The sequence below is a fragment of the Nostoc sp. genome, assembly GCF_036918245.1.
Taxonomy (GTDB): Bacteria; Cyanobacteriota; Cyanobacteriia; order Cyanobacteriales; family Nostocaceae; genus Nostoc.
In genome coordinates this window covers 28919-53831 of record NZ_JBALEF010000049.1, presented here as the reverse complement: position 1 = coordinate 53831, position 24913 = coordinate 28919, and the positions used below count along the sequence as shown (strand labels likewise).

The following is a 24913-nucleotide window of genomic DNA, read 5'->3' as shown; positions in this document are numbered from 1 at the left end:
ACGATAAATAAAACTTTCTAATACCAGATATGAACAATGGTGTTGTTTAAGGGAGCCATTGTAATCCTTTCTTTTCTAATTTATGCTCGATATGCTGCATTTCTTCGATAGTTTTTCCAGTAACGATCGCATAAATTTCGGTGTAGATTTTTCCGTATTTGACCTTCTCTAAAGCCGACAGAATGATTAAGTCTTTGCGATCTAGTTCTGGTTTTAAGGTCACTAAAATTGAATCCAACGTTCCTTCCATGCGGTAGTCACTGGAATATTTAGCAACTTCCTTTCCCAGCCCCAGTAGGGTATGACGCTGCAAGCACAACGGAGTTGAGCCATTGACTCGGAAATTGGCATCGATCGCATAAAATTGTCCGTCTTGGTCTTCTAGCACATCAAACCCAATTACGCCGAAATAACCCTGTTTGTGAGCATACTGACCAATGCCGGCAATCATCTCAAAGAACTTGCTCATGTCAGTGTTGCGGTAGTCAATCAGTCCCCCTAAATAGTTGCCTTCTGGAGTGACGAGTTGCCTGGTAGTGCCGATGAGGGTTATCTCTCCCGCCTTGTTGACATAGAACTGTACGCAGTAATTCTGCACCTCATTCTTGACGAACTCCGAGACAATAATTTTATCGAGCAACTTAATATCCAGATATTTCTTGATTTCTTCAAGGCAGTAGTTCAAATCGCTGAGGCTTTTGATGATATAAGTGCCTTCTCCTGAGAGTCCGTGGGACGTTTTAATTAAGTAGGGAAATTGTGGTAACTGAATGTCTTCGAGATTGACTTCGTGCAAATTGTAACTCTCGTATTTTGGACATTGCACCCCCAGTTCGGCTAGGGTTACTTTGCTGAGTAAGCGGTAATGTGTGTCTGAATCAATAGCGTGTTTTTCAGGTTTTAGACGATCAAAGGGAAATAGAGTGATGAGTTTGTCAAAGCGTTCGCTGTGGCTGAGATCATCCAGATAAGTCAAGCGATCCATCATCAACCTATTGGAGTAGCTGAAGCCAAAATGCTCTTGCCAGTATGCAAGCAGCGATTTTGGCGGCGGATTAATCGCAATTCCTGGAATGCGATCGCCTAACACAGCTAAAATTTTCCAAGGTTCCTTTTGGCAAATCTTGTCAAAGGAGGTTTTGGTGGCTTCACTACTGCCATCTTGAATAAAATATTTTTCCAGGTTGGGATAAGCAGCCCAACTGGCAGTTGCAGGGTAATTTAGGATAAACCCATAAGATGCATCTGTAATGTCTTGAGCAAATAGATCGGAAAGAGAACTTCCTTGAAAGTATTGAAAGTTATATTTTGAGTTCATTTAGCCCTCCGAAAAACCGCATCCCTAAACAGTTGGACAGATACATCTTCTGTCTGCACTCCTACCAGTAGCACCCTGTCTTGCTCAGAGACAATTTTTTTAGTAATTACAGCTAAGGCTTGGACAAATTCCGGCGAAATGAATCTATCTTTTGGTTGATTTTGCTTGTAAAATCGTTGTATTTTTTTTGTTTTACTAGATTTTATACTCTGAAGATTGCTATAGTTTTTTTGCATAAAGCTAATATTTGATAAATTACTCTTTATTTATATATCTTACTTGTATTTTAATTAACTCTATCAAACGAAATAAATAAGTAAATTAGTTTATTTATTATTTTAAAATAACATTCGTCTGAAATGATTGTTCATCTGATAAAGCAATATGCATGAAGGTGTAAATGTGTAAATATTGCTGTAGCTAAAAGCTGATCTTAGCTATAGGTAATGCACCAACTAGTTCATACTCTAGATAAATGCGTAGGCGTAGCCTGTCTTAGACATCGCAACCTACTTTCAAAACACCAAATTATAGACGAGCAAATACGATCCATTTGCTCGTCAAAGTTTTTCAGAGTGAGATGCTAGTGGCTAAGTGCGTGAAGACTCAGATTTGAATGAAAATCTAAGTTTAGGTATTCCACTTTCCTGTAAGCGACTTTTGATAATGTCTACAACTTCGTTGTATGACATATCATCTTTAGGGCCAAATGGTATATCTGCTCTCCATTTTCCGTTTAAACTGACAGAAAGCATAGCAGGTACTAGGAATTTTCTAGGGGATATATATGCTTTGCTTATGTATCCTTCTTCTTCGTTAAGCTTTACTTGGACAAAATCTGATAAGTATGGTTCTAACATCAACCAAAAAACTCGATCTACTGTCGCTGCTAAATAAACTTCTTTGTAAAGAGAACCTTGTAATGTACTACCTTTTGCTCCATGTATGAAATTACCTCTACCAACTGTCGTTGTTTTACCATTCTCTAGCTTAATAACCATGTAGCTTATTGGTTCTTTAAGATTACCCAAAAATGTTTTGACAAAGATAGTTATCCTTTTATCTTTCATGCTGTCTACGTAGTCATCATTTATTGGTATAGACTCCAAATACTTATTAACCTGATACTGCTCCAAGTCAATACCACGTTCTATTAATAATTTCTTGAAATACTCTTTTTTGGCAATAAGGTTTGTTAGTCTATTCGGAGAGTTGGTATTGCTTTCTTCTTCCGTCTTGTGTTCTATCAGAAAAACTTTAAGTTTGCTAGTGTCTATGTGTTCGTTAAATAGTAATTTAATCAGTCCTTCTTATATGGAGACAATCGTTCTATTGCCTTCTGACAATTTTGCTCATATGCATGGTATTGCTTCTCAGAAGACATATAAATTCCAGTAACACTTAGCAGGCATTTATTTTTGAGTGCAACTAGAGAGTTTTCATTGATAACCCTCATATCAACTCCAGCCAATTGAGTCAATTCATAACCTTGAATATGTTCTAAAGCTTCTTTCGCGGCTCTGTAGATTTCGATAGCAAAGCCATTAACTAATAGTCTTCTTAAGAAGAATAAACCATATTTTTCATCTTTTCTTTGACCTTTACAAGCCCAGTTATCTGAATAGTTAGTGCGCTGCCTGAATACATGTTTTAAGAAACGATTAACAGACCACCAATCCTTTGCAAATTCTTCTAACTCTTTTAAATTTATACAGATGTGTATTACATTCAGTGGCAATACAGCTTTCTGAACTCTCCAATCATCTCGCCAATGTATAGAATCATTAATCAGTTTAGGATCTTGTTTTCGCGGAGGTTCTACACCTAGTAGAAAACTGTATGGTGCAAGGGTAGTTAGTGTTTCCCGTAATAGCGTTTCTGTTGGATGTAGTTTCTTTGTTCTAATTTTAGTTCCATTCAGTTGCGGGTTGTACTCTTGAATGCGCTGTCGTTCCATAGCATTGAGATGTGATTCAGCTACCAATTCGTAGTATATGACAAACTGCTTCTTTCGCTGTTTTTGTAACTGATACAGTCTGTGATGGCTATCACCTGCCCAACGACTACGTAAATTTTTCGCCTGCCCTACATACCAAACTATAAATTGTTCATCTAGTACATAGTATATCCCTGAATTTTCAGGAAGTAATTCTCTATTTTTTATACTTATATGAGGTAATTGTAAGATAAATTCAGTCGCATTCATATTCACGTTCTATAGTTACTAAGTTAAGTCTCTACAGCTAATATTCCCAACTTTGCAAGCTATATGAAAATGTATCTCACAACTTAACAATAAAACTATCCCGCAGATGAAAGTCAGCTTTCTCACCTCTATGAGTTAAAGCCCAGTAACTCACATTACCATCTATATTTTTGATAACAGTAGTAATGCCAATTTTAATAGCTTGTTCTGCCGAGACGATTTTATCCAAATCGACATCTAACGCAAGTGCTAGACTGTCAGCTTTATTCTGAACATTAAACGGTAGCTTTTCAAAAGCTGTTTCCTCTTGCATCCCTTGACGATATCCATCAAAGCGATAGATATTCCAATGTCCGGCGGGAGAAAGGTTAAATTCCCAATATCGTTGAGAATCTTTGATACCAAGGAAGAACTCAAAGCAAGTGTCTTCCCACAATTCGTGCTTGCGTGATGGTGCATTTGATGGTAGAGCAATTGCAATTTTTTTTAAGTCACCTCCAAGGTTGTAGCAGATGGCAAGTTGATTAGCATTTCGGGAGATATTGCCTGTAATTTTCAAATTAGGAAAGGACTCGGTAGAAGGGAAAGGTTGCAGGGAAAATGTCTGCTTGTTCATTTCATATCTTGAATAATTTTGCGAATCTGCGTTTCTTGAGATTCGATACTTTCAGTCAGCTTAAACTGGACGATCGCTCTTGCTAAGTTATGTTCTGGGTGCTTAACTTTGAAGTAGACATTCCCTGCTAAATAATCAGCAAAAAATCTCAGTCCTAGTTCAAAAGTAATTAGACGCATGGCATCATAGATGTATGCATAATCATTCTCGGTCAGAAATGCCTTAGCCACAGCGAGATAACCCCGGAGAATTTCCTGACACAGATCAGTATCGAAATTAATACTTTCCCAATTCTCGGTTTCTTCACCAGCAGGATTGCAACCCGATCGCAGGCAATCACCAATATCGTAATGTACCAAACCGGGTTTCACGGTGTCCAGGTCGATGACGCTGACGGCTTGCTGGGTAACAATGTCAAACATAACGTTATTTATTTTTGGATCGCCATGCATCAGACGTAGGGGTAGTTTGCCTTCAGCTTTGGCATTTTCTAGGATATGTGCAAAGGCTTGGCGATCGCTAACAAACTGTAAGCAATAATTAACATCAGAAGATTGACGCACACTAGTTTTTGGCAAAACTTCCTGATAATGCTGGAGATAAAACGGTGTAATATGGAACCCTTCGAGGGTGTCAGCAAGTTTTTCTGCTGGCAAATCGCTGATCAGATTGTGGAACATTCCCAAGGCATAACCGATTTCTTTCGCGTGTGAGCGATCGCCTATACTATCAAAGGACTGGGAGCCTTGAATAAAGCTGATTGCCCGCCAAAATGAGCCATCTGCATCCTTCCAGTGGTCTTGAGCGTTTTTGGTCAACAGTACGCTTGGCACTTCCCAACGACGATTAAGGGGGATATCCTGCAACCTTTTTTGAACGTGTTCAGTTAAGGTACGCATATTCTGCATAATCAGTTGTGGCTGACGAAACACCTGTGTGTTAATGCGTTGCAGGACAAAATGTTGTTCCTTTGAGGAATCTAGAGTTGCTAAAAAAGTGTCATTTATATTACCACTGCCAAATGCTTTAACGCTTGTAACCTTCTCCAATTGGGCGAATTGGTTCGCGATCGCCACCAGATTCTCTGCGGCCTGTGTATTGAATTCTTCTGTCATATTTTTGACCTGTCCTACTCCTCATATACATTGCATCAAAGCAATAGGGGATATCGTAGCGCAAGTGTCAAAATAATTTGTAATTAAAAAGGGTTTGTTTCCTGATGCTACAAAAACCTCTACCTAACCCACTGGTCGGTCTTTTCGTTGTGGGATTGGTTCTGCAACCGATGGCTAGCCATTCCCAGACTGTAACATATTCATTGAATGCACATTTATTTAAGCTGTTCTTGGTAATAAGTCAAGTTAGACCAGGTGGGAGTTGTGAAGCAAACGACAACTTAAGTTTATTTGCTGATACTTTCATTAGTACGTGCTGCAAAGCATCAATTAGACGGGAGTTTCCCAGCCAGTATTTAAACTCCTATTTAGAAGACATCAAAAATGATAAATCAGCCCCCGGTAAAAGGGCTTGGAAGTTATTGAATGATGGTAGATTCAAGAAGTAGTCTTGGAGGAAATTGGATGAAACCCGAAAGTGCAGATAAAACGGAATCCTTCTACATTGCTGTAATTCTTTATGAATCATCCTCCGATGCACCGGATTATCAACCGTTGTACCAGGAATGCTTTGTTTTGCTCAAATCTAGTTCTTTAGAAAAAGCCAAAGAAAAGGCTATAAGTTATGCTAAAAAAGAAGAAGGAAGCTATAAAAATGAGGATGGAGAAACTATTACCTGGTCTTTGAAAAAGGTAATAGATGTGAATTCAGTATTAGATGATGGCTTTGAATCGGCTAGTGATGGTGTTGACTTATACGCTAGACATTTTCGTAATTATGAGGCTTATCATTTATTTGAACCATTCTTATCTCAACAGTAATAGGACTTACGCAAAAAACCTCTCAAACTCTTATTCCTCCGTGTCGCGCCAGTTGCTTCTCCTGTCGGAGACGCTACGCGTAGCTTGCTTCCCCGAAGGGGGTACAAGTCGGGGAACCGCAAGGGCGCACTGGCTTCTCTGCGTCCTCTGTGGTAGCCTGCGGCAAGCCGCTTCTCTACGAGACGCTCCGCGAATGCGTCTACGATTTTCCGTTCCTTGTGCGTAAGTCCTGAGTAATTCTGACTAAGAGAATTATTCTTCAATTATGAATTTTGATAAATGCTGTATGCTAGCACAGGGCGCGATACTCAATAGCCCATCGCAGATATTGCTCTCGTCGGCCCCGTGCTAATTCAACAGTTAGGAAATCTCATCGCTATCAACCCACTCGTCATAAGATGAGTCATAACCAACGTAGTGAAGATAGTATTGCTGACCTTGGATTTGCTCAATCGTTGCGGAATACCAAGCCTCTTGGTCATCATCCCAACATTTTACCTTTTGACCTACTGCATATCCATTCTCATCAGTGGAGCGAAGATCGCGAGTCCGAATGTCATCTTCGCCTACCCACTCGTTATAAGATGAACCGTAACCAAGGTAATGAACAAAGAACTGGTCATCTTCGATTTTTTCAATTGTTCCCTGATACCAATCCTCGTCATCATTATCCCAGACTTCTACTGTTTTACTTACTTCATACTGATTCTTATCTGATTTAACAGCAGATGAGACATCTTGAATCGGCTTTTGTTCCTCTTGCTTGATTTCCTCTTTTACTAAAGTGTATGCTTGCAAAATCAAACTGCGAACGACAGTTTGAATTCCTGTATGCTCATAGTAATTGGTAGTTTGATCTAAGAATGCTGCAACTAAATCTAAATTATCATCAGCAATCTGAATAAAATTACCCAAATTACTAGAAATTGATTGTGGGGTTATACCTGTCTTGGATACTAAATTCTTCATCCAGCCTTCCACAGAGTTGAAACCCTGACTGATAAAACCAACTTTATCAGAAGGATTATTGCCTGGAAGAAAGTTATTAACGGCTAAGAAAACCGGATTTTGAGTTATTGCACTAGCATCAGTACCACTAATAACTCCGTGAATTTTGCTGAGGAAGTCAGGGCCCAAGGGTAGAATTCCATCTAGACAAACTAAAGCTACCATCCGCATTAGGGATGCATTTTGATAGTTGTTAGTCAGGGAATTAGCAAACTCTTGGGGATTAGGTTGAGGAATGCCGTTTAGTTTGCAAAAGGCGATGATTTCGACGGCAATTTTTAGTACTAAGTCAATGGATTGAGTGACATCAGCTTTGGGAGTAATTTTGCCTAAAAAAGAGAGAAAGCCGATTTTTTCACTAACTTTATTCGCTAAAGCTGCCGCTGCCATAGCTGTGTCTGCCTTATCAATTGTTTGATAAAGTTTGATTGCAAACTGGTAGCCTTGTTGAGGATCTTCGTATAAAGTAGCAGCGCGATCGCGGATTTTTTGAATTACCTTAGCATCGGTTTCTCCAGTAATAGCGCGGATATTATTGTCAAACCCCGTCAAATTGCTCCATTCACCTGGTGCTACATAATCAAGAGCCTTTAAAACTTTGACAGTAATATTGTCAGTCGGTAATTCGTCAACCAACTGAATAATTGATTTATCCATCAGCCGATCCTCAAAACTCAGAATATCGTTAAAACACGGTTCAGAACAGCCCACATCCAGGGCTGGGCAATTACTGAACCGTATTTATAGAGTTCCCCAACCTGACCAAAAAATAACGATGTTAGTAACAGGTGCTACATCTAAAGATATTGCACATGCACAGGCGATCGCATCCCAAATGCAAAACTGAATCAACAGCTTGAGTCTGCGATGGATGCGATCGCGTTTAATCGCGCCTACTTACTTCGGCAAAACGACGCTTTGACGCACAGCACGCTTGCGATCGCTTTTACGAGTACCTCCAGCCATCTGATACTCATGGCTATTATTACCATACTTATAAGCAATACCACGCAAAACTTTCTCAGAATAATCTGCTAAATCCTGTTCATTTTCGACGAGCTGGGTTAGTAAGACATCGATAGTAGACAGGGTGGTATTGTATGCTTCTAGAGATTGCCGCATCCTTTCAATTTTTTCAGTATAATCTTTGACTGTTAACCCCTCTCCGACATCGAGAGTTTGACTAATAGATTTAACGCTTGCTAGACGTAGTTCAGCTTTGCCAAGAGTACGTGAATTGCGTTTTCGCCTTCCCATAATTAATACTCATTTTCTCAATTTCTCATAACTCTATAGTGGACAATTGTTGAAAAGGTTGTCATACGTGGAATTGTTGATTTTTCTGAAAAAGCCTAAAATCTATTTGCTTTATACCAATTCGTAATTACGAATTCTGAATTACGAATTGATAGAATGTCAAAGCAGAAGCTGCTACAGACTGCGCGAAACACGGAAACGTCAAAGCAGAAGTTGCTGCAAGCAAAGCGGAAGTTGCTACAGCTTGCGCGAAACGCGGAAACGTTAAAGCAGAAGTTGCTGCAAGCAAAGCGGAAGTTGCTACAGCTTGCGCGAAACACGGAAACGTGAAAGTGGAAGTTGCTGCAAGCAAAGCGGAAGTTGCTACAGCTTGCGCGAATTGATACTGATTTATTCCAGCATTTCTTCCGAATCCTTTATCTCCGTTCGGCTCCCTTCGACGGCTTCTTTTGACTGCTCCCTGAGCGAAGTCGAAGGGAGCGTTCTTGTGTCGAAGCCATCACCACCGAAGCCAGCCAACCTACTGTAATGAGTTTCATTTTGACATTCGGCTAACTTATGCAACAAATTTGTATTCCCTGAAATCAGAGCTTGCTTCTTTTTTCGACTCCAACCTTGCACCTGCTTCTCACGCTCAAAAGCATCCACTACGCACTGATAATACTCGCAAAAAACTAGCTTCACAGGCAACCGTTTTGCCGTGTGGTTTGCGCCCTCACCTTGTTGATGTTGCCACAGCCGCCGCTCAAGATCCGTTGTACTACCCGTGTAGTAACTACCATCAGCACATTCAAGAATGTACATATAAGCCATAAATTGATTTGCGCGATCGCTTTTTATTAGAAAAAGTGTTCCCTTCGACTTCGCTCAGGGAACACCTCCTGCTGAATTTTCATAATTCTTGTAAAATTTGAACAGCAGTCAACTTTAGGTCGGCAAATACCAGTGAAGCGATCGCCTCAAAATCCCGAAAGTGCGATCGCTACGCCCCCGCAGGCATCGCAGTAGCAGTAATTGATTTCCCTAAACAAAACCTTCCCTGAGCAAAACGTTCCCTGAGCGGAGTCGAAGGGAACATTCTAATTGCTCTTAGTACCAATGCCATCGCAGAGAGTGCGATCGCTATCGCTCACATTGGGATTTGATTGTAAATAAACATGTAGCCTATTGCAACTGTAGCTCATCAGATCGTTGAGGCTACCAGAAATTATTAAATTCTTAAGGTGATTTGGGTACATATTCCAGAGTTTGACGGTATGGTCAGTACTAGCAGAAGCGATGGTCTTGCCATCGGGGCTGAATGCTACACTAGTGACCTCATTGCTATGTCCGTTGAGGGTGATGATTTCTTTACCTGTAGACGCATTCCAAAGTTTGACGGTATTGTCAGCACTAGCAGAAGCGATGGTCTTGCCATCGGGGCTAAATGCTACACTCCAGATATAATTGCTATGCCCGTTGAGGGTAGTAATTTCCTTGCCTGTAGCCACATTCCAGAGTTTGACGGTTTTGTCAGCACTAGCAGAAGCGATGGTCTTACCATCAGGGCTGAATGCTACGCTATAGACCCAATCGCTATGCCCGTTGAGGGTAGTAATTTCTATGCCTGTAGCCGTATTCCAGAGTTTGACGTTTTTGTCAGCACTAGCAGAAGCGATGGTTTTGCCATCGGGGCTGAATGCTACACTACGTACCAAATTGCTATGCCCGTTGAGGGTAGTAATTTCCTTACCTGTAGCCGCATTCCAGAATTTTACGGTTTTGTCAGCACTAGCAGAAGCAATGGTCTTGCCATCGGGGCTGAATGCTACGCTAAAGACCTGATCACTATGCCCGTTGAGGGTAGTAATTTCCTTACCTGTAGTCGCATTCCAAAGTTTAACGGTTTTGTCTTTACTAGCTGAAGCAATGATCTTGCCATTGGGGCTGAATGCTACGCTATTGACCTCATTGCTATGTCCCTTGAGGGGAATAATTTCCTTGCCTGTAGCCGCATTCCAGAGTTTGACGGTATTGTCAGCACTAGCAGAAGCGATGGTCTTGCCATCGGGGCTAAATGCTACGCCCCAGACATAATAGTAATTCGCTTGGAGGGTAGTAATTTCCTTCTCTGTAGCCGCATTCCAGAGTTTGACGGTATTATCAGCACTAGCAGAAGCGATGGTCTTGCCATCGGGACTAAATGCTACGCTAAAGACAGAATTGCTATGCTCGTCGAAGGTGATGATTTCTTTACCTGTAGACGCATTCCAGAGTTTGACGGTATTGTCAGCACTAGCAGAAGCGATGGTCTTGCCATCGGGGCTGAATGCTACGCTACGTACCCAATTTTTATGCCCTTTAAGAGTAATAATTTCCTTGCCTGTAGCCGCATTCCAGAGTTTGACGGTTTCGTCAACACTAGCAGAAGCGATGGTCTTGCCATCGGGACTAAATACTACGCTATAGACGCAATTGCTATGCCCGTTGAAGGTAATGATTTCTTTACCTGTAGCCGCATTCCAGAGTTTGACGGTTTTGTCTTTACTCGCTGAAGCGATGGTCTTGCCATCGGGGCTGAATACTATGCTATTGACAGAATTGCTATGCGCGTTGAGGGTAGTAATTTCCTTCTCTGTAGACGCATTCCAGAATTTTACGGTTTTGTCAGCACTAGCAGAAGCAATGGTCTTGCCATCGGGGCTGAATGCTACGCTATTGACCGCAGAGCTATGCCCGTTGAGGGTGGTAATTTCCTTACCTGTAGTCGCATTCCAAAGTTTAACGGTTTTGTCTTTACTAGCTGAAGCAATGATCTTGCCATCGGGGCTGAATGCTACGCTATTGACCGCAGAGCTATGCCCCTTGAGGGTAGTAATTTCCTTGCCTGTAGCCGCATTCCAGAGTTTGACGGTATTATCAGCACTAGCAGAAGCGATGGTCTTACTATCGGGGCTGAATGCTACGCTATAGACCCAATTGCTATGCCCTTCCAAGCGATTTTGCTCTTGCATATTGTAGATTGCTTGCCTTAGTGCGACTACAGCTTGCTGGTTAGCCGTTTGTTCTAAATTGACATCTTTCCTAAGTGTTCTACTTGAAAGTTCTCTGTTTGACTGTGTAGCTGCAATTAAAGCTTCAATTTGCTTGTTAGATACTAGCGAAGATTCAGAACTTTGCGCCAGAGCGATCGCAGTTTGTTGTGCTGCTTCCTTAGCTTTGTTTTGGGCATCATACCATTGAGAAATCGCAAAGATAGCTACTCCAGCTAACCCCATGCTAAACATAGTGACAACTCGGTTTTGCCGCCGTGCTGCTGCCAACTTTTCTTGTTGGCGTTCTTTTTCTTCTCGAACCAGGCGATTTTGCAGTTCTTGACTCTCCTGAATATACTCCTCGGCTACCCCATTCAGCATTTGCCAATCACCAAATCTAGCTAAATATCCCTCTGCTACTGCTAACCTGTCATCTTTTCTGAGAAATCCTGGCTTTTTATCATTCTTCTCCCATTCTTCGGCTTCCGCTTCAATCTGTCGCTCAATGCCTATTCCCAACTTATATTCCTCTTTCCAATCCCGCAACATTTGCCAGTGGCGGATTAAGGCTTCGTGGACAACATCTAAAATTACATCCTGGGAATCCGGCTCATCCGTCTTTGTAATTAATCGGGCATCTTTATCCGCTAACTTATCGCTCACCTGTTGCAAAAGTTCCAAGAAATGATGGGAATTAACCAACTCGCCCAAACGCACGCGCCGCCGTACATCTGTAGTTTCTCCCATTTGCGTCAATTCTAGAAAAATCCGCCGCGCCACAGTTTTTTCTGTTGGTAAAAGACTGTCGTAAACTGCATCGGCGCGTTTTTGTAGCGTTCCTTCCACGCCGCCTAAATCCTGATAAGTTTTCAGGCTGAGAAGTTCATCGCTTTGATTTATCGATTCACGCCACAATTCTGTCAACGTATATTGCAGCAAGGGCAAACTTCCGGGGTAATCCTCAACATCATTAATTAGTTGCTGTTCTAATCTTCCCTCTATGCCTAATCCTACCCAATCAGCCGGTTTAGTAATCGCTTCTTCAATTTCCTCACGGGTTAAGTGTTCGACGTTGATGTAAGGTTTATGGATTCTGCCCGCAAATTCGGGATATTCTCGCCATCTCCCCCGAAAATCCGATCGCATCCCAATGAAAATATAGAGGTTATCTGTACAGTCAATTAATTCTTGCAAACAGTCAAAGAATTTTTGGCGCTGGCTGTCATCGCACATGGTAAAGCATTCTTCAAACTGATCGATAATCAAAATGACTGGTGTGTTTAATGCTTTTAACTCCTCGCCGATGACATGGGCAAAATTACCCCTCCCCAACCCTCCCCTTGTAAAGGGGAGGGAGTTAGATTTTCCGGTTTCCCCCCTTTCCAAGCGATGCCCTGAGCTTGTCGAAGGGGGGGGATTAAGGGGGGTAATTTGACTTGTGTGTACACCGTAGCTTGGCAAGGGGGTACGGGAAAGATTAGGCAAGGAAAGTGCAAAAGCCTCCTGTAAACTGTTAACAGGAGTTTCTTTAGGCGTAAACGGAGTAATATAAGTCCAGCGATCGCTTCCTGGAATTTCTTGTCCTAGCTTCAGCTGGTAGAGTAACCCAGCCCGTAACATAGATGATTTTCCACTACCGGAAGCACCTAATACGGCAATTAGGCCATGCTTCTCTCTTACCTGTTGAATCAACTCCTGAGTCAGCGCACTCCGCCCATAAAAAACCTCAGCATCTTCCTTTGTCTCGGTAAAATATGACAGGGAACGATAAGGACACTTATCCTGAAAGCTTTTTTGAGAAAACTTAGTAGTCAGCAGAATTGCTCGTGGAGAATTGGCAATTAACGGACGCTGGACTGTATTTGGCATTTGGCTGATAATTAAATCTGCCAATTTGTGGCTATTGATGATCCCATCTGCGTCATTTTCCGGGTTCAATCCTACAAGTAACGCCTCCGTCAACAACCCCTGCGTGTGGGGAATTTCGACTCCAGTTTCGTAGGAACGGGTTGCAGTAATCAAACAGTAGTCTCTATCTGTGGGAATAAATTTTAACAATTCACCGCTAAAGCAGCAATCTAGCCAAACAACGACTCGTTTAGCCGGACTTCTTTGCAACTGCTCACCCAACCAACTTAAGGGAATACCATAGATTTCTGCATCAGGTAGGACATCACTGGTAGCGAGAAATACTTCTTCTTTGCCCGCCACAGTTTTGCACCACCCATGTCCTGAAAAGAAGAATAACGCTGTTTCTGGGATGGGGTTAGGAGGAGGAGGATTGAAAAGATTAGCGATCGCCTCTTGTAATTCTTGCACCTTTACCGTCCCTTGGCGATCGATTTTACTTTCTCCCTTCTGGTTTAAAGTTCTAGGTAAACACTGAGCGCGAAAAGGTCTATAACCGTATTGTTCTAATTGTTCGGCAATTTTCTCAGCATCCTCTGCTGCTGCTGTTAGCGGCTTTAAGGTGGTGTACTCTGGGTAATAATTAATTCCAATAACAATAGCCGCCCATTCCGATGCCATTTTTCTTACCTGACTAACCATTAGAACTTTTTGTTGAACTGTAGGCAAAATCTGCACACAGCTTTAATACCTAATTCACAGCATTCTTTAGTTTTTACGGAAAATAACTAGAAAACCGTGCAATCAGCTATATTAATTTACGCAACAAAAAGTATAATAAAGAGCATTTTATTGTGTCAATTATTCTTTCTAGACATAAAAAATCAAAACTGAACATCAAATATCTGCTGTAATCATCTCACTTAAATTATGTTTATACTAGTCGTAGTAAGTTAAGTTTGGTATAAAAACCTATGAAGACAAAGCCTGACAATACTATCATCGCTTTTCTCTTGGCATTTCAAGATTTAAAAACCGCCCTCGGAGAAGAACATAAACAGAATTTAAAAGAAGTTGCCAAGCAATTAGAAACCCAACCTAAAGCTTGGGAAGTCCATATTAAAGAACGTTTATTAGAGATAATTGCTGCTAATTCTGAATTAAGTCAGTCTTATGAATTTTATCAGTCTCAATTGGAGAATCTAGAAGAAATTCCTGATAATTTACTTCCAACTGAAGCTGAAATTAGTAAGCTCGTTTCTCGTGACAAGGCTCCAATAACTAGAGGCTTTAAACCCAAGGATGAAGCTATAGGCTACGAAAGCCAACTCAATAATGTTGTAGTCATTGTTGGTAATTCTGAAAAACCAGAAGAAACAGTTAAAGAAGCCACATTTTTAGGAAAATGGAAACAACTTTTATCTCAATCCAATCAATCAAATTAGTTTTTACCTTGTAATGAGCGATTTAATCTATCCTACAGTCGATTTATTTTTATATGCTTTAAAAAGTTCCTTAAACACAACTGATACAGAAACAGAAAAAAACAAAGCAGCTTTTTTAGCTCAATTACCCTCTGATACTCAATTTAACGATCCTGACATTGAAACCGAGTATTTAGAGATTACCCATCCTACTCAAATTAACTTTATTTCCCACAATAAAACTTTAGAAGGATACTACTATGCTGTTAGATTAAATGACACTTATGGCTTACAAATTGATTGTTCTATTAATAATCAAACCGAAAGTCAACCAGCTAAATCTTTTACAATATTAAAAACTGAAATTGAACAAAAACTAAATAAAGAACTAGCAACAATTGGAAAAACCTGGTTGCTTTCTGGTTGGCTACCAGAAAAATCGTCTCATAACCATGAGGATATTGCCAAAAATTGCTATTATGCTTTATTTAAAGATACTTATTGGCAACCAGAAAAAGGTACTTTTTTAGACGGGAAAGTTTTTGAAATATGGCGTTCAGAAAATACAAATTACAGCCTAGAGAAAGCAACCAATGCTCTAAATAGTCATGAACATCATGTGATTATTGCTATTTATACTAATCGAGAGAGTGCAGAACAAGCTGCGGAATTTTATAAAGATTGGATGGGGTTATTTTGTTATCGAAGTAAGATTTCGTGGGCTTATTGGCAAAGTCGTTTAATCAAACAATCTCTGCTGAATCATTATAAACAGATTGAAGCAAATAGAAAAATTACCAATCGAAGCAATTCTAGGCAAGAAAAGCAGAATATTACAACTTCTCGCAAGATTTTAAATAATATTGATAACATTCTCCAGCAATATACAATCGACTTACTCAACCTCTCTTTTCAAAAACAAATTATTGAAATTAATTTATCTAATTATCAACTTCGTTTAGCTTTGATTCAAGAAAAAGCAGGTCAAAATAATCAGTTAGATTTTTTAGAAAAATTGAGCGGACTAGCGAACAAAAAATATTTACCACAAATTACCAAAGATATTGAGAATATGCAACTTGGTTTGCAACTTTTAGAAGATACAATTAACACTACTCGCAGTCGTATAGAAGTCGAAAAATCTGAACGCGATCGCAATTTTCAAGAATTAGTAGCTGTCGCTGGTTCAGTAATAGCAACAACATCTCTAGTACAATCACCTGCCAAAGATTTTTGTAGTAAAGAAAGTATGAAAGATATCTTTCCTAAAATTCCTTATTTTTGCGACTACCCTTTCAGTTCCAGTCTGATGGTTGGAATCATTGTTGGTTTTATGGTTTGGTGGCTGAGAAAACGAGTGCGATAAGCGAAGCTTAAGCCTTCTCCTTCTCCCAAAGGGAGAGGCTACGCCAATGGAGACGCTAGCGCAAACGGCTATCGTGAGATAATTTAATATCCTCACTAGTCAAATTTCTTGGCTAATCGACTAAAATAACTTTTTCGTAAACACTACCGAGTATTGCGTAGGCGCAGCCCAACCTAAGCATCGCTATTTTTTAACCAACATTACCCGCAGCTAACACTTGTTCAACTGTAAGCACAATTTTTGGGAAAGTTGCAGACACAATTTGCTGATTTTCGCTAAACTCTTTTTCCTCGTACAATCCATCTTCCAACAATAAAATCGTAATTTTTGACTTTATTGGGTCTACAATCCAATACTCAGGAATTTCTAACGCTGCATATTCAGAACGTTTATATCGATAATCGCGTTTTACTGAATCAAGACTGACAACTACCACTACTAATAACGGCACAGACTGACAAACAGCAGACTCATCAAGAAATTCCATCACCTGTTCAGCCGTGACAACATAAACATCAGGCAATCTTGACTTTCGCCATCCCGTTCTTACCCCCGCCTCTCTAAAACATAGCCAAGGTAAACTCAAGCGATTGATTTCTGTGTCAAATGTCTGTTCTATGAATTTAGCAAGTAGTAAATGTCTAAAAGTTGGTGGATTGATGCGTTCTAGTTTCCCATCCACCAACTCATAACGGCTATCAGTACTATCGTCATAAACGAGATATTCTTCAAAAGAGTATAGACACTCTGTAGTTGTCTGTGTCATCGCGCTACTTTATAAATAAAGGTTTTTTTGAGGTAGTTCTCAAAAAACCATGAGCAATTGCACATTGGCTTATAGTAGCGTTTAAAGGCAAACTGTGCATGAATAATTCGATAAGCATGATTACTGTGTAACCAAAAACTACGGTTAATTTATCAATTACATGTATTTAATGCCTGAAAGCAGGTATTATAAGAATTTATAAGAAATCAAGTCTTAATTCTTTTAGCTGGGTTGGAAATGCATTTAGTCCCGGTAGATAGACTTGATAAAGCAGGCGTAACTATTTATTTTAACTAAGACCGCCATGAACCCTAGTTTTTTAACTGCCCATACTCCAACCACGATCGCGATTGTTGGCGGAGGTTTTAGTGGTTCTCTAGTCGCTACCCACCTATTGAAAACTGCCAGCCAACCCCTCACCATTAAGCTGATTGAGCGTAGTGATCAAATTGGCAAGGGAATTGCCTACAGCACAGATACCAATTGTCATTTGCTGAATGTATCGGCAGGCAACATGAGTGCATTTGCCCATGATCCGGGGCATTTGTTACGTTGGCTTCAGCACAACCGCGATGAGTTAACAGCATTTTTGCCCCAAAAAGTCAATGCCAGTACCTTCATACCTCGTAAGGTCTATGGTTTATACATTCAATCGGTTTTGGCAGAAGCAGAAGCCACAGCACCCAGTGATGTGCGACTAGAACGCTTGACTGATGAAGTGGTAGGGGTACAGCCTGAAGAAAAAGGCGCAATGATTTCTCTGCGTAGTGGTCGCTGTTTTACCGCAGACAGAGTTGTGTTGGCATTGGGGAACTCACCCTCTGCACCCCCCACTATTGAAAACGCAAACAGTAATGATGAAAGTTATCTACGGAATGCTTGGTCAGCCGATGCCCTAGCAGACCTTGATGCTGATGCACCTGTGTTGCTAATTGGTACAGGACTGACGATGGTGGATATGGTTTTATCTCTGAGCGATCGCCAACATCGGGGCAAAATTTATGCTGTGTCGCGACGAGGATTATTTCCCCTCAAACATCAAGCAGCTCAACCTTATCCCTCCTTTTTGACCCCAGAAAATTTACCAAAAAGTGTACGCGGCTGGTTACATCGGGTGCGTGCCGAGGTGGAAATTGCTGCTGCCCAAGGCTACGACTGGCGAGCAGTAATTGATTCTCTGCGTCCCATGATTCAGAAAATCTGGCAAAAACTACCGACGGAGGAACAGCAACGTTTTTTGCGTCATTTGACACCCTATTGGGATGTGCATCGTCACCGCATTGCCCCAAGAGTGGCGGATGTTGTCACCCAAATGCTGGATTCTGCTCAACTCACCATTACCGCAGGGCGAATTCGGGAATATCAAGCTTTGCCGGACGGTGTAGCTGTTACCGTGTGCCAGCGCAAAACCCAAACTAATAATATCTTGCACGTCCGCCGGGTGGTGAATTGTACAGGGGTAGCAGCAGATTATCGCCGATCGCCTCATCCTCTGATTACTAATTTGCGATCGCAGAAATTAATTCGCCCCAATGCCATCGGTTTAGGATTAGATACAGATACCCACGGTGCTTTATATGCAGCAGATGGTAACGTTTCGACGCTGCTTTATACCTTGGGAACTCCCCGCAAGGGCGACTTGTGGGAAAGTATTGCCGTTCCAGAATTACGGGGACAGGCGCAGGAATTATCTAAGGCGTTGTTGCAGTCGTTACCAGTGCGTATGCGGACTATTGCGACGATGCCTTTGTTAAGCGTAACTGATGGCAGTGCAGAGATACCGCAGTCAACTTTCCTATTTCGGCAATTTTTTGACCCGGAAACTAGTAGTTACACTTATTTAATTGCCGATCAGCAGACAGGAGATGCTGTTCTAGTCGATCCTGTATTAGAGCAAGTTGACCGCGATTTGCAATCATTAGGTGAACTGGGATTAAAGCTACGCTACTGTTTAGAAACTCACCTTCATGCCGATCACATCACAGGGGCAGGCAAACTCAGGCAACAAACAGGCGCTCAGGTAATTGTTCCCCAGAATACTGCTGTGACAAAAGCCGATCGCTCCCTTGTCGGTGGCGAAATCCTAGAGGTGGGATCGGTAATCATCGAAACAATTTCCACACCAGGACACACCGCCGGTCATATAGCATATTTGGTGAACAAAAGCCATCTGTTAACTGGTGATGCCTTATTTATTCGTGGTTGTGGACGCACAGATTTTCAGGGAGGCGATGCTGGAACTTTATACGATGTAGTGACACAACGCTTATTCACCTTGCCAGATGATACCAAGGTATATCCTGCCCATGACTATAAAGGGCGCACAGTTTCCACCATTGGCGAAGAAAAGCGGCTTAATCCTAGATTTAGCGATCGCAGCCGTAGTCAATTCATTACCATCATGAATAATCTCAAATTGAGTTATCCCCAAAAGATGAATGCAGCTGTACCTGCGAATGAATACTGTGGTGATTTTATCCTCCAAGAAAGCTTAGACCAGGCTACGAGTTCGGCAACAGATGAAGAACAGAAACAAATAGAACTCACAGTCATGACTAATACAGAAATCTACAATGATTACTTTGCTATGTATATCTAGAGCAGAGTGAAAATCAAAATTTTTCTACCCAAGGTCGCAATTCAACTTCCCAAGTCCAAGCATTGCGAGGTTGGCGGAGAATGTTCAGATAAGTTTGAGCGATGGCATCTGGATCAAGTAAACTATCTGGTTGATTATCTGGTTCTATCCGGGTAGCAGAACGAATTCCTCCATCAATCACAAAATGCGCCACATGGATATTCTGAGGAGCCAATTCACGGGCAATGCTTTGAGCCAAACCCCGTAAAGCAAATTTACCCATTGCAAACGGTGCAGACTGAGGATAACCCTTAACACTGGCGGAAGCACCTGTAAAAAAGATAGCTCCTCCACCCACAGCTAACTGACGTTTTGCCGCCGCTTGTGCTACTAAAAAGCCACCATACGCAGTAATTTCTAGTGTTTTGGCAACATCGGCTGGGTCAAGTTCCACAAATGAACCCCGAACGCGCCAGCTAGGATTATACACAACCAATGTTGGTACTCCTAGTTTTTGTTCGACATCTGTAAATAGTTGTTCAACTTCATCTAATTGAGAAGCATCGGCAGTAAAACTGACGGCTCCAATTTCATCAGATAATGCTTTAAGCTTATCAATTTGTCGCGCTGCTAAAGCAATAGTAAAGCCTTCTTTTGCCAATAAACGGGCTAGTGAGGCACTGAGTCCACTACCAGCCCCAACAATCAATGCAATATTTGGCATACCCTCAAGTTCTCCGTCAAATTAATAACATAACCAACAATTTACCAAAGCTGTACTAAACAAGCTCCTGACTTCTTGTCAAAATGAGCAACAGAGATATTTTTGCAGTTAGGAGAGTTTCAACCTTCTACCTGTTCTATCTCTACACCCGTTCCTTGGTCTAGTTCTATGAACTTTGGCCCGGCGATCAGAACTACAATCATCATTAAAATACTCGTCACCATGATGATGCTGACTACGCTGGGATCTTCAAAATTACTTGTAGCTACTAATAATGCTGCGGCAAAATTACGTTGAGCTGTTCCGACTCCTAGCACTCGTTGGGTATCGATACCAGGGCCGCCCAAAAGATAACCCACGGTAAAGGAGAAGACTATGAAAACGGCACAAACTAAAATTGCACCTGTTTGTAATAAGCCAATGATATCGTTAGTGTGAACTATCAGCCTGACTACCAGACCTAAAAGCAATCCAGCATTAGATAATTTGAACAAAATCGGCTGGATAATGGGGGCGATCGCACTCAATTTTGCTTTGATGAATAACCCAATGATCAATGGGCTGACCATCATTAACAATAAGGGTTTAGCAATGTCCCAAGAGTTAATTTGCACACCTTCCACCACTAAGGGTAATACAATCGGCATATAAAAAATTGTGCCCAGCATTAGCAACATCATTAATCCCACCGAGAAAGCTATATTGCCTTTGACTATGTGGGCAAGTTTAGGTAGTGCTGGAGGCCCTGATGCTACTGCCATGATTAGTAAGCCATCTCTGAGTGGTTCACTTAAATGTACTACTTGTAGTAACAAATATACAAAAAGCGGCACTAGCACAAAATTAGTTAGCAGCGATGATATGACTAAGCGGAGGTTGCGGAGTGGTTCCCAAATCTGTTGTACGGTGAGACTTAACCCTGCACCCAGCATGGTGAACACGATAAATGTGAAAAGTGCGAGTTTGTCGATTAGTGACAAGATTTCGTTCATGATTTTTTTCTCACGCAGAGTGGCGGAGGGGCAGAGGGGCAAAGGAAAATAACCAATGCCCAATCTCCAATCCCCAATGCCCAGTTTCTATTACTTCAATTCCAGGGTGACTTGCTGTAAGTTGCCGGTGAATGCAAAAGGTGTTTGGTAAGTATCTACCGCAGGTGTGCCAGTATCTTGACCAACATCAAAGGTTTCATCTAAACCAAATCGGTAGCCTACGGTTTTATCAATGCGGCCTTCGGCAACCTGCTGCTCATTAATCAAGAGCTTACCAGTACCACCTGCTCCCGGAGCGCCACCATCATAAGTAAAGTCAAATTTGATTTGGGATTTGCCGATCGCAATTGGTTGGGAAGATTGAATGATTGTGCGATCGCTATTTAAGAAGTTGTAAGCAAAGGTGGGTTTACCTTTTTTCAAGAAGAAACTCCAACCCGCAAAACGTCCGCCTTGGGTGACTAAAACGCCTTCAGTACCATCTTTGGCAACATCCACATCGGCAGTGATGCTAAAGGAGCGACTCTTAATATTGGGAGCGCTGCCTTCGGGAATCCCTGCAACAGATGTGTGATAAGTAAAGTTATTGCGTCCTGTGATTAGGTTAGAACGGGTTTTGACATCAAACCGTTGAATCAAGCGATCGTCCAAGGGCAGAACTTTGTACTTCTTTGCTTCCTTCAGAAATAGATTTTGTAGTTGCGCTAACTTGTCAGGGTTCTGCTTGGCTAAATCGTTGGCTTCACTGAAGTCTTTGGTAATATCGTATAGTTCCCAATTATCTTCATCGAAGGTGGTTTTGGAGACACGCTCCCAAGGTAAGCGTCCATGACGGGCGGCTGCTACCCAACCTTGATCGTAAATGCCACGATTGCCAAACATCTCAAAATACTGGGTTTTGTGATGGGATGGTACAGCAGGATTATCAAAGCTATAGACAAGGCTAGTACCTTCGATGGGTTGTTGTTTTGCACCGTTGACAACCTCTGGTTCTTCAATTCCCACAGCTTCCAGAATTGTAGGCGCAATATCAATTACATGATGGAATTGGCTCCGCACTCTACCACGATCTTTGATGCGTTCGCCCCAAGCCACAACTAAACCATTGCGAGTTCCGCCGAAGTGAGAAGCAATTTGTTTTGTCCATTGGAAGGGGCTATCCACTGCCCAAGCCCAAGCTGCATGAAAATGATTGAAGGTTTTTGGCCCACCTAAATCATCTAAAGCCGCGAGAACTTCTTGAGGACTTTCTGCTACGCCATTAAAGACTTTTAATTCATTAACACTACCTGTTAAGCCGCCTTCAGCACTCGCACCATTATCGCCGGCGATGAAAAAGACTAAGGTATTATCTAATTCGCCTAGTTGGTCGATGGCATCAATGACTCTACCAATTTGTGCATCGGTATGGCTGAGGAAACCTGCAAATACTTCCGCCTGACGCGCATAAACTTTCTGCTCGGTGGGAGTGAGGGAATCCCAAGCCGGGAGTTCCGCCGGGCGAGGAGTCAGCTTAGTATCGGCGGGAATTACACCAAGGGCTAGCTGACGAGCAAAGATGTCTTCGCGTAATTTATCCCAACCTTGAGCAAATTTACCCTTGTACTTGTCAATCCATTCTTTGGGCGCATGGTGTGGGGCATGGGTAGCGCCAGTGGCAAAGTAGGTAAAGAAGGGTTTATCAGGAGCGATCGCTTGTTGGGTGCGAATCCACTTAATCGCATGGTCTGCTAGATCAGGGGTAAGGTGATAATCAGGGCGATCGCTTGGTTTTTGAATATGTTGGGTATTTTCTACCAAAGCTGGACTCCATTGATTGGTATCACCGCCCATAAATCCATAGAAGTACTCAAAACCTAAACCTGTCGGCCAGCGATCAAATGGGCCGGCTGCACTGGTTTCGTAGTCTGGGGTATTGTGCCATTTGCCAAAGGCCGCTGTGTTATATCCATAGTCTCGCAATACTTCGGCGATCGTTGCCGCACTTCTAGGTAAAATCGCAGTATAACCTGGATAGCCTGTGGCTAACTCCGTAACCACACCTGTACTCACAGAATGATGGTTGCGTCCCGTGAGCAATGCGGCTCTGGTAGGAGAGCAGAGTGCTGTAGTGTGGAATTGGTTATAACGCAATCCCCTTTCTGCTAGACGGTCTAAATTAGGCGTATCGATCAGACCGCCAAAGGTGCTGGTTTGTCCAAAACCGACATCATCAAGCAACACCAGCAACACGTTTGGTGAATTTTCTGGAGCCTTAATGGGTTTGGGGAAGTCTGGTTCGGATTCTTTGTAAGTAATCCCAATTTTGCCTTTAAAAGATGGTTGGGGTAATGGCAATTTGTCGCCATAGTCCGCCCAAGCAGGTAGAGGTAAGAGACTAGAAAATATTAGCGTCAGGGCTGTCAAAAAGGCGATCGCTTGAGAAGTTAACTTGAGAGATGCATACAAAGAATCTCTCTTGTGAGGATCAGTCAGTTGTGCCATTATTGTTGCTCATCAAAGGTAGTGTGCTGGAATCAGCCAAATTTTTAACTAGCCGAAACCCGATATGAGTAGTTCCCGTATCCGGTGATTCTGACTCCCGCGCCGCCGGACGGAAGCGGCTACAGTAATTGGGAGCGCAGAGATATGATCCCCCCTTGATCACGTGTAACTCTGATTCATCGGGCTTTTTGGGATCAAAGCTTTGATTTAAGGCAATAGGATTAATTTCATGGGATTTGCGATCGTGTCCGACTTGAAAAAAATCAGTAGTCCATTCCCAAACATTGCCGGTCATGTCATAGAGTCCATAACCATTGGGTGCAAAAGAACCGACGGGAGCAATGCCCAAGTGACCATCGGCTTTGGTGTTGAAAAAGGGAAAAATTCCTTGCCAAGTGTTGGCTCTATGTTCAGAATATTCATTGCCCCAAGCATAGGTTGCACCATCCAAGCCACCACGGGCAGCGTATTCCCATTGAGCTTCGGTGGGTAAGGATTTTCCTGACCATTTGGCGTAGGCTAGGGCATCTTCGTAAGCTATGTGAACAACTGGATAGTTGGATTTGCTAGCGATTGCACTGTCTGGCCCAAAGGGATGTTGCCAATTCGCGCCAGTAGTCCAATGCCACCAACTTAGAAAGGAAACTTGCTTGACACCTGGTTTTGGCATCTCAAACACTAAAGAACCCGGTAATCGCTGCTCATCGGGTAAATCGGGAAACTGTTCTTCAGATAAGGGACGCTCTGCAACTGTCACATATCCAGTGGCTTTGACAAATTCACCAAATTGTGCATTCGTTACCTCATATTTATCAATACAGAAGTTAGTCAGCGTTACATCTCCAGGCGATCGCTCCTCCACAAAACTGGAATTATCAGACCCCATTTTGAACGTTCCTCCTGAAATCATCGCCATACCTTGAGGACAGGGATTGACTGTGGCTGCAAATGCGGTTGTATTGATGAATAAGAGTGCGATCGCTATTCCCTGAATGAATATTAATGTGAGAAAGCAATATTTTTTTTCATCCCTAATATTCTCACTTTTACTATTTCTAATTGAATACCTGTAGTTCATCAATAAGATTCAACTTTTCTTAAAACTTATATCATTTTAGATTTTAGATGAACAATCCCCCTTTTCGTTGTATTTTTCAGTAATCTATTTCTCGCATTACATTATTTCTTGTCGAAAAATCCGTATTTTATACCAATAAATCTTCAGAAATTTTTCAATCTTTGATATTATACAGAAACTATTAACTCTAAACTCAGGCTAATTTACAATAAATATCTTTATTTCTGTTAAGGGACTTCCAAGAAATAAATTACCAAAATAAACCTAGACACATTCGCGAAGCGTCTCGTTAAAGGC

At 41.8% G+C, this 24913-nt stretch carries 18 protein-coding genes; 4 read left to right on the top strand and 14 right to left on the bottom strand.

Features of this window, described 5'->3' with window-relative positions; all coding sequences use genetic code 11:
* Positions 1–46: 46 nt before the first annotated feature.
* From V7L12_RS13005 to V7L12_RS12985, 5 genes are all read right to left on the bottom strand, one after another.
* Positions 47–1318 (bottom strand): carbamoylphosphate synthase large subunit, encoded by a 1272-nt coding sequence (locus V7L12_RS13005; RefSeq protein ID WP_335084638.1) that lies wholly within the window; start codon positions 1316–1318, stop codon positions 47–49.
* A gap of 590 nt (positions 1319–1908) precedes the next feature.
* Positions 1909–2388: a hypothetical protein gene (locus V7L12_RS13000; protein WP_335084637.1), complete on the bottom strand. Its 480-nt coding sequence runs from the start codon at positions 2386–2388 to the stop codon at positions 1909–1911.
* Between the two features lie 230 nt (positions 2389–2618).
* Positions 2619–3524 (bottom strand): GIY-YIG nuclease family protein, encoded by a 906-nt coding sequence (locus V7L12_RS12995; protein WP_335084636.1) that lies wholly within the window; start codon positions 3522–3524, stop codon positions 2619–2621.
* A gap of 76 nt (positions 3525–3600) precedes the next feature.
* Positions 3601–4140: a DOMON-like domain-containing protein gene (locus V7L12_RS12990; protein ID WP_335084635.1), complete on the bottom strand. Its 540-nt coding sequence runs from the start codon at positions 4138–4140 to the stop codon at positions 3601–3603.
* On the bottom strand, positions 4137–5255 hold the full coding sequence (locus V7L12_RS12985; RefSeq protein WP_335084634.1) for a phosphotransferase enzyme family protein: 1119 nt from the start codon (positions 5253–5255) through the stop codon (positions 4137–4139). The genes V7L12_RS12990 and V7L12_RS12985 overlap by 4 nt, the downstream gene beginning before the upstream one ends.
* A gap of 426 nt (positions 5256–5681) precedes the next feature.
* Between V7L12_RS12985 and V7L12_RS12980 the strand changes: the two genes are divergently transcribed.
* The gene (locus tag V7L12_RS12980; protein WP_335084633.1) at positions 5682–6077 is read left to right on the top strand and encodes a DUF4288 domain-containing protein; all 396 of its coding nucleotides are present in this window, start codon (positions 5682–5684) and stop codon (positions 6075–6077) included.
* A 360-nt stretch (positions 6078–6437) separates the two neighbouring features.
* On the opposite strand, the gene V7L12_RS12975 is transcribed toward V7L12_RS12980, so the two are convergent.
* From V7L12_RS12975 to V7L12_RS12960, 4 genes are all read right to left on the bottom strand, one after another.
* On the bottom strand, positions 6438–7742 hold the full coding sequence (locus V7L12_RS12975; RefSeq protein ID WP_335084632.1) for a Tudor-knot domain-containing protein: 1305 nt from the start codon (positions 7740–7742) through the stop codon (positions 6438–6440).
* A 240-nt stretch (positions 7743–7982) separates the two neighbouring features.
* Positions 7983–8342 carry a hypothetical protein gene (locus V7L12_RS12970; RefSeq protein WP_335084631.1) on the bottom strand — a complete coding sequence of 120 codons (360 nt, stop codon included), beginning with the start codon at positions 8340–8342 and terminating at the stop codon, positions 7983–7985.
* Positions 8343–8732: 390 nt separating this feature from the next.
* Positions 8733–9155 carry a GIY-YIG nuclease family protein gene (locus tag V7L12_RS12965; protein ID WP_335084630.1) on the bottom strand — a complete coding sequence of 141 codons (423 nt, stop codon included), beginning with the start codon at positions 9153–9155 and terminating at the stop codon, positions 8733–8735.
* A 266-nt stretch (positions 9156–9421) separates the two neighbouring features.
* A complete protein-coding gene (locus tag V7L12_RS12960; protein WP_335084629.1) occupies positions 9422–13906 on the bottom strand; it encodes an nSTAND1 domain-containing NTPase in 4485 nt (1494 codons plus the stop codon).
* 272 nt (positions 13907–14178) lie between these two features.
* Here V7L12_RS12960 and V7L12_RS12955 point away from each other — a divergent pair, with 272 nt between their 5' ends.
* Both V7L12_RS12955 and V7L12_RS12950 read left to right on the top strand, forming a co-directional pair.
* Positions 14179–14649, top strand: a complete 471-nt coding sequence (locus V7L12_RS12955; RefSeq protein WP_335084628.1) for a hypothetical protein — start codon at positions 14179–14181, stop codon at positions 14647–14649.
* 13 nt (positions 14650–14662) lie between these two features.
* Positions 14663–15994, top strand: coding sequence for a hypothetical protein (locus V7L12_RS12950; protein ID WP_335084627.1), 1332 nt, complete (start codon positions 14663–14665; stop codon positions 15992–15994).
* 190 nt (positions 15995–16184) lie between these two features.
* Here V7L12_RS12950 and V7L12_RS12945 read toward each other — a convergent pair whose 3' ends face one another.
* Complete coding sequence (locus tag V7L12_RS12945; RefSeq protein ID WP_335084626.1) at positions 16185–16760, bottom strand: Uma2 family endonuclease; 576 nt, start codon at positions 16758–16760, stop codon at positions 16185–16187.
* Between the two features lie 304 nt (positions 16761–17064).
* Here V7L12_RS12945 and V7L12_RS12940 point away from each other — a divergent pair, with 304 nt between their 5' ends.
* On the top strand, positions 17065–19359 hold the full coding sequence (locus tag V7L12_RS12940) for an FAD/NAD(P)-binding protein (RefSeq protein ID WP_335084625.1): 2295 nt from the start codon (positions 17065–17067) through the stop codon (positions 19357–19359).
* A 13-nt stretch (positions 19360–19372) separates the two neighbouring features.
* Here the strand turns inward: V7L12_RS12940 and V7L12_RS12935 are convergent, their stop codons facing one another.
* From V7L12_RS12935 to V7L12_RS12920, 4 genes are all read right to left on the bottom strand, one after another.
* Positions 19373–20062 (bottom strand): SDR family NAD(P)-dependent oxidoreductase, encoded by a 690-nt coding sequence (locus V7L12_RS12935; protein ID WP_335084624.1) that lies wholly within the window; start codon positions 20060–20062, stop codon positions 19373–19375.
* A 119-nt stretch (positions 20063–20181) separates the two neighbouring features.
* On the bottom strand, positions 20182–21054 hold the full coding sequence (locus V7L12_RS12930) for a bile acid:sodium symporter family protein (RefSeq protein ID WP_298905466.1): 873 nt from the start codon (positions 21052–21054) through the stop codon (positions 20182–20184).
* Positions 21055–21144: 90 nt separating this feature from the next.
* The gene (locus V7L12_RS12925) at positions 21145–23538 is read right to left on the bottom strand and encodes an arylsulfatase (protein WP_335084623.1); all 2394 of its coding nucleotides are present in this window, start codon (positions 23536–23538) and stop codon (positions 21145–21147) included.
* Positions 23522–24616: a formylglycine-generating enzyme family protein gene (locus V7L12_RS12920; RefSeq protein ID WP_335084622.1), complete on the bottom strand. Its 1095-nt coding sequence runs from the start codon at positions 24614–24616 to the stop codon at positions 23522–23524. Before V7L12_RS12920 ends, V7L12_RS12925 begins: the two co-directional genes overlap by 17 nt.
* Positions 24617–24913 lie beyond the last annotated feature (297 nt).

What these genes read in the sequence shown, in the direction of transcription:
- V7L12_RS12925 (WP_335084623.1), bottom strand. Translation starts at nt 23,538, where the DNA reads ATGGCACAACTGACTGATCCTCACAAGAGAGATTCTTTGTATGCATCT.
- V7L12_RS12945 (WP_335084626.1), bottom strand. Translation starts at nt 16,760, where the DNA reads ATGACACAGACAACTACAGAGTGTCTATACTCTTTTGAAGAATATCTC.
- V7L12_RS12930 (WP_298905466.1), bottom strand. Translation starts at nt 21,054, where the DNA reads ATGAACGAAATCTTGTCACTAATCGACAAACTCGCACTTTTCACATTT.
- V7L12_RS12965 (WP_335084630.1), bottom strand. Translation starts at nt 9,155, where the DNA reads ATGGCTTATATGTACATTCTTGAATGTGCTGATGGTAGTTACTACACG.
- V7L12_RS12980 (WP_335084633.1), top strand. Translation starts at nt 5,682, where the DNA reads ATGATGGTAGATTCAAGAAGTAGTCTTGGAGGAAATTGGATGAAACCC.
- V7L12_RS12960 (WP_335084629.1), bottom strand. Translation starts at nt 13,906, where the DNA reads ATGGTTAGTCAGGTAAGAAAAATGGCATCGGAATGGGCGGCTATTGTT.
- V7L12_RS12920 (WP_335084622.1), bottom strand. Translation starts at nt 24,616, where the DNA reads ATGAACTACAGGTATTCAATTAGAAATAGTAAAAGTGAGAATATTAGG.
- V7L12_RS12970 (WP_335084631.1), bottom strand. Translation starts at nt 8,342, where the DNA reads ATGGGAAGGCGAAAACGCAATTCACGTACTCTTGGCAAAGCTGAACTA.
- V7L12_RS12975 (WP_335084632.1), bottom strand. Translation starts at nt 7,742, where the DNA reads ATGGATAAATCAATTATTCAGTTGGTTGACGAATTACCGACTGACAAT.
- V7L12_RS12985 (WP_335084634.1), bottom strand. Translation starts at nt 5,255, where the DNA reads ATGACAGAAGAATTCAATACACAGGCCGCAGAGAATCTGGTGGCGATC.
- V7L12_RS12950 (WP_335084627.1), top strand. Translation starts at nt 14,663, where the DNA reads ATGAGCGATTTAATCTATCCTACAGTCGATTTATTTTTATATGCTTTA.
- V7L12_RS13000 (WP_335084637.1), bottom strand. Translation starts at nt 2,388, where the DNA reads ATGAAAGATAAAAGGATAACTATCTTTGTCAAAACATTTTTGGGTAAT.
- V7L12_RS12995 (WP_335084636.1), bottom strand. Translation starts at nt 3,524, where the DNA reads ATGAATGCGACTGAATTTATCTTACAATTACCTCATATAAGTATAAAA.
- V7L12_RS12940 (WP_335084625.1), top strand. Translation starts at nt 17,065, where the DNA reads ATGAACCCTAGTTTTTTAACTGCCCATACTCCAACCACGATCGCGATT.
- V7L12_RS12990 (WP_335084635.1), bottom strand. Translation starts at nt 4,140, where the DNA reads ATGAACAAGCAGACATTTTCCCTGCAACCTTTCCCTTCTACCGAGTCC.
- V7L12_RS12955 (WP_335084628.1), top strand. Translation starts at nt 14,179, where the DNA reads ATGAAGACAAAGCCTGACAATACTATCATCGCTTTTCTCTTGGCATTT.
- V7L12_RS12935 (WP_335084624.1), bottom strand. Translation starts at nt 20,062, where the DNA reads ATGCCAAATATTGCATTGATTGTTGGGGCTGGTAGTGGACTCAGTGCC.
- V7L12_RS13005 (WP_335084638.1), bottom strand. Translation starts at nt 1,318, where the DNA reads ATGAACTCAAAATATAACTTTCAATACTTTCAAGGAAGTTCTCTTTCC.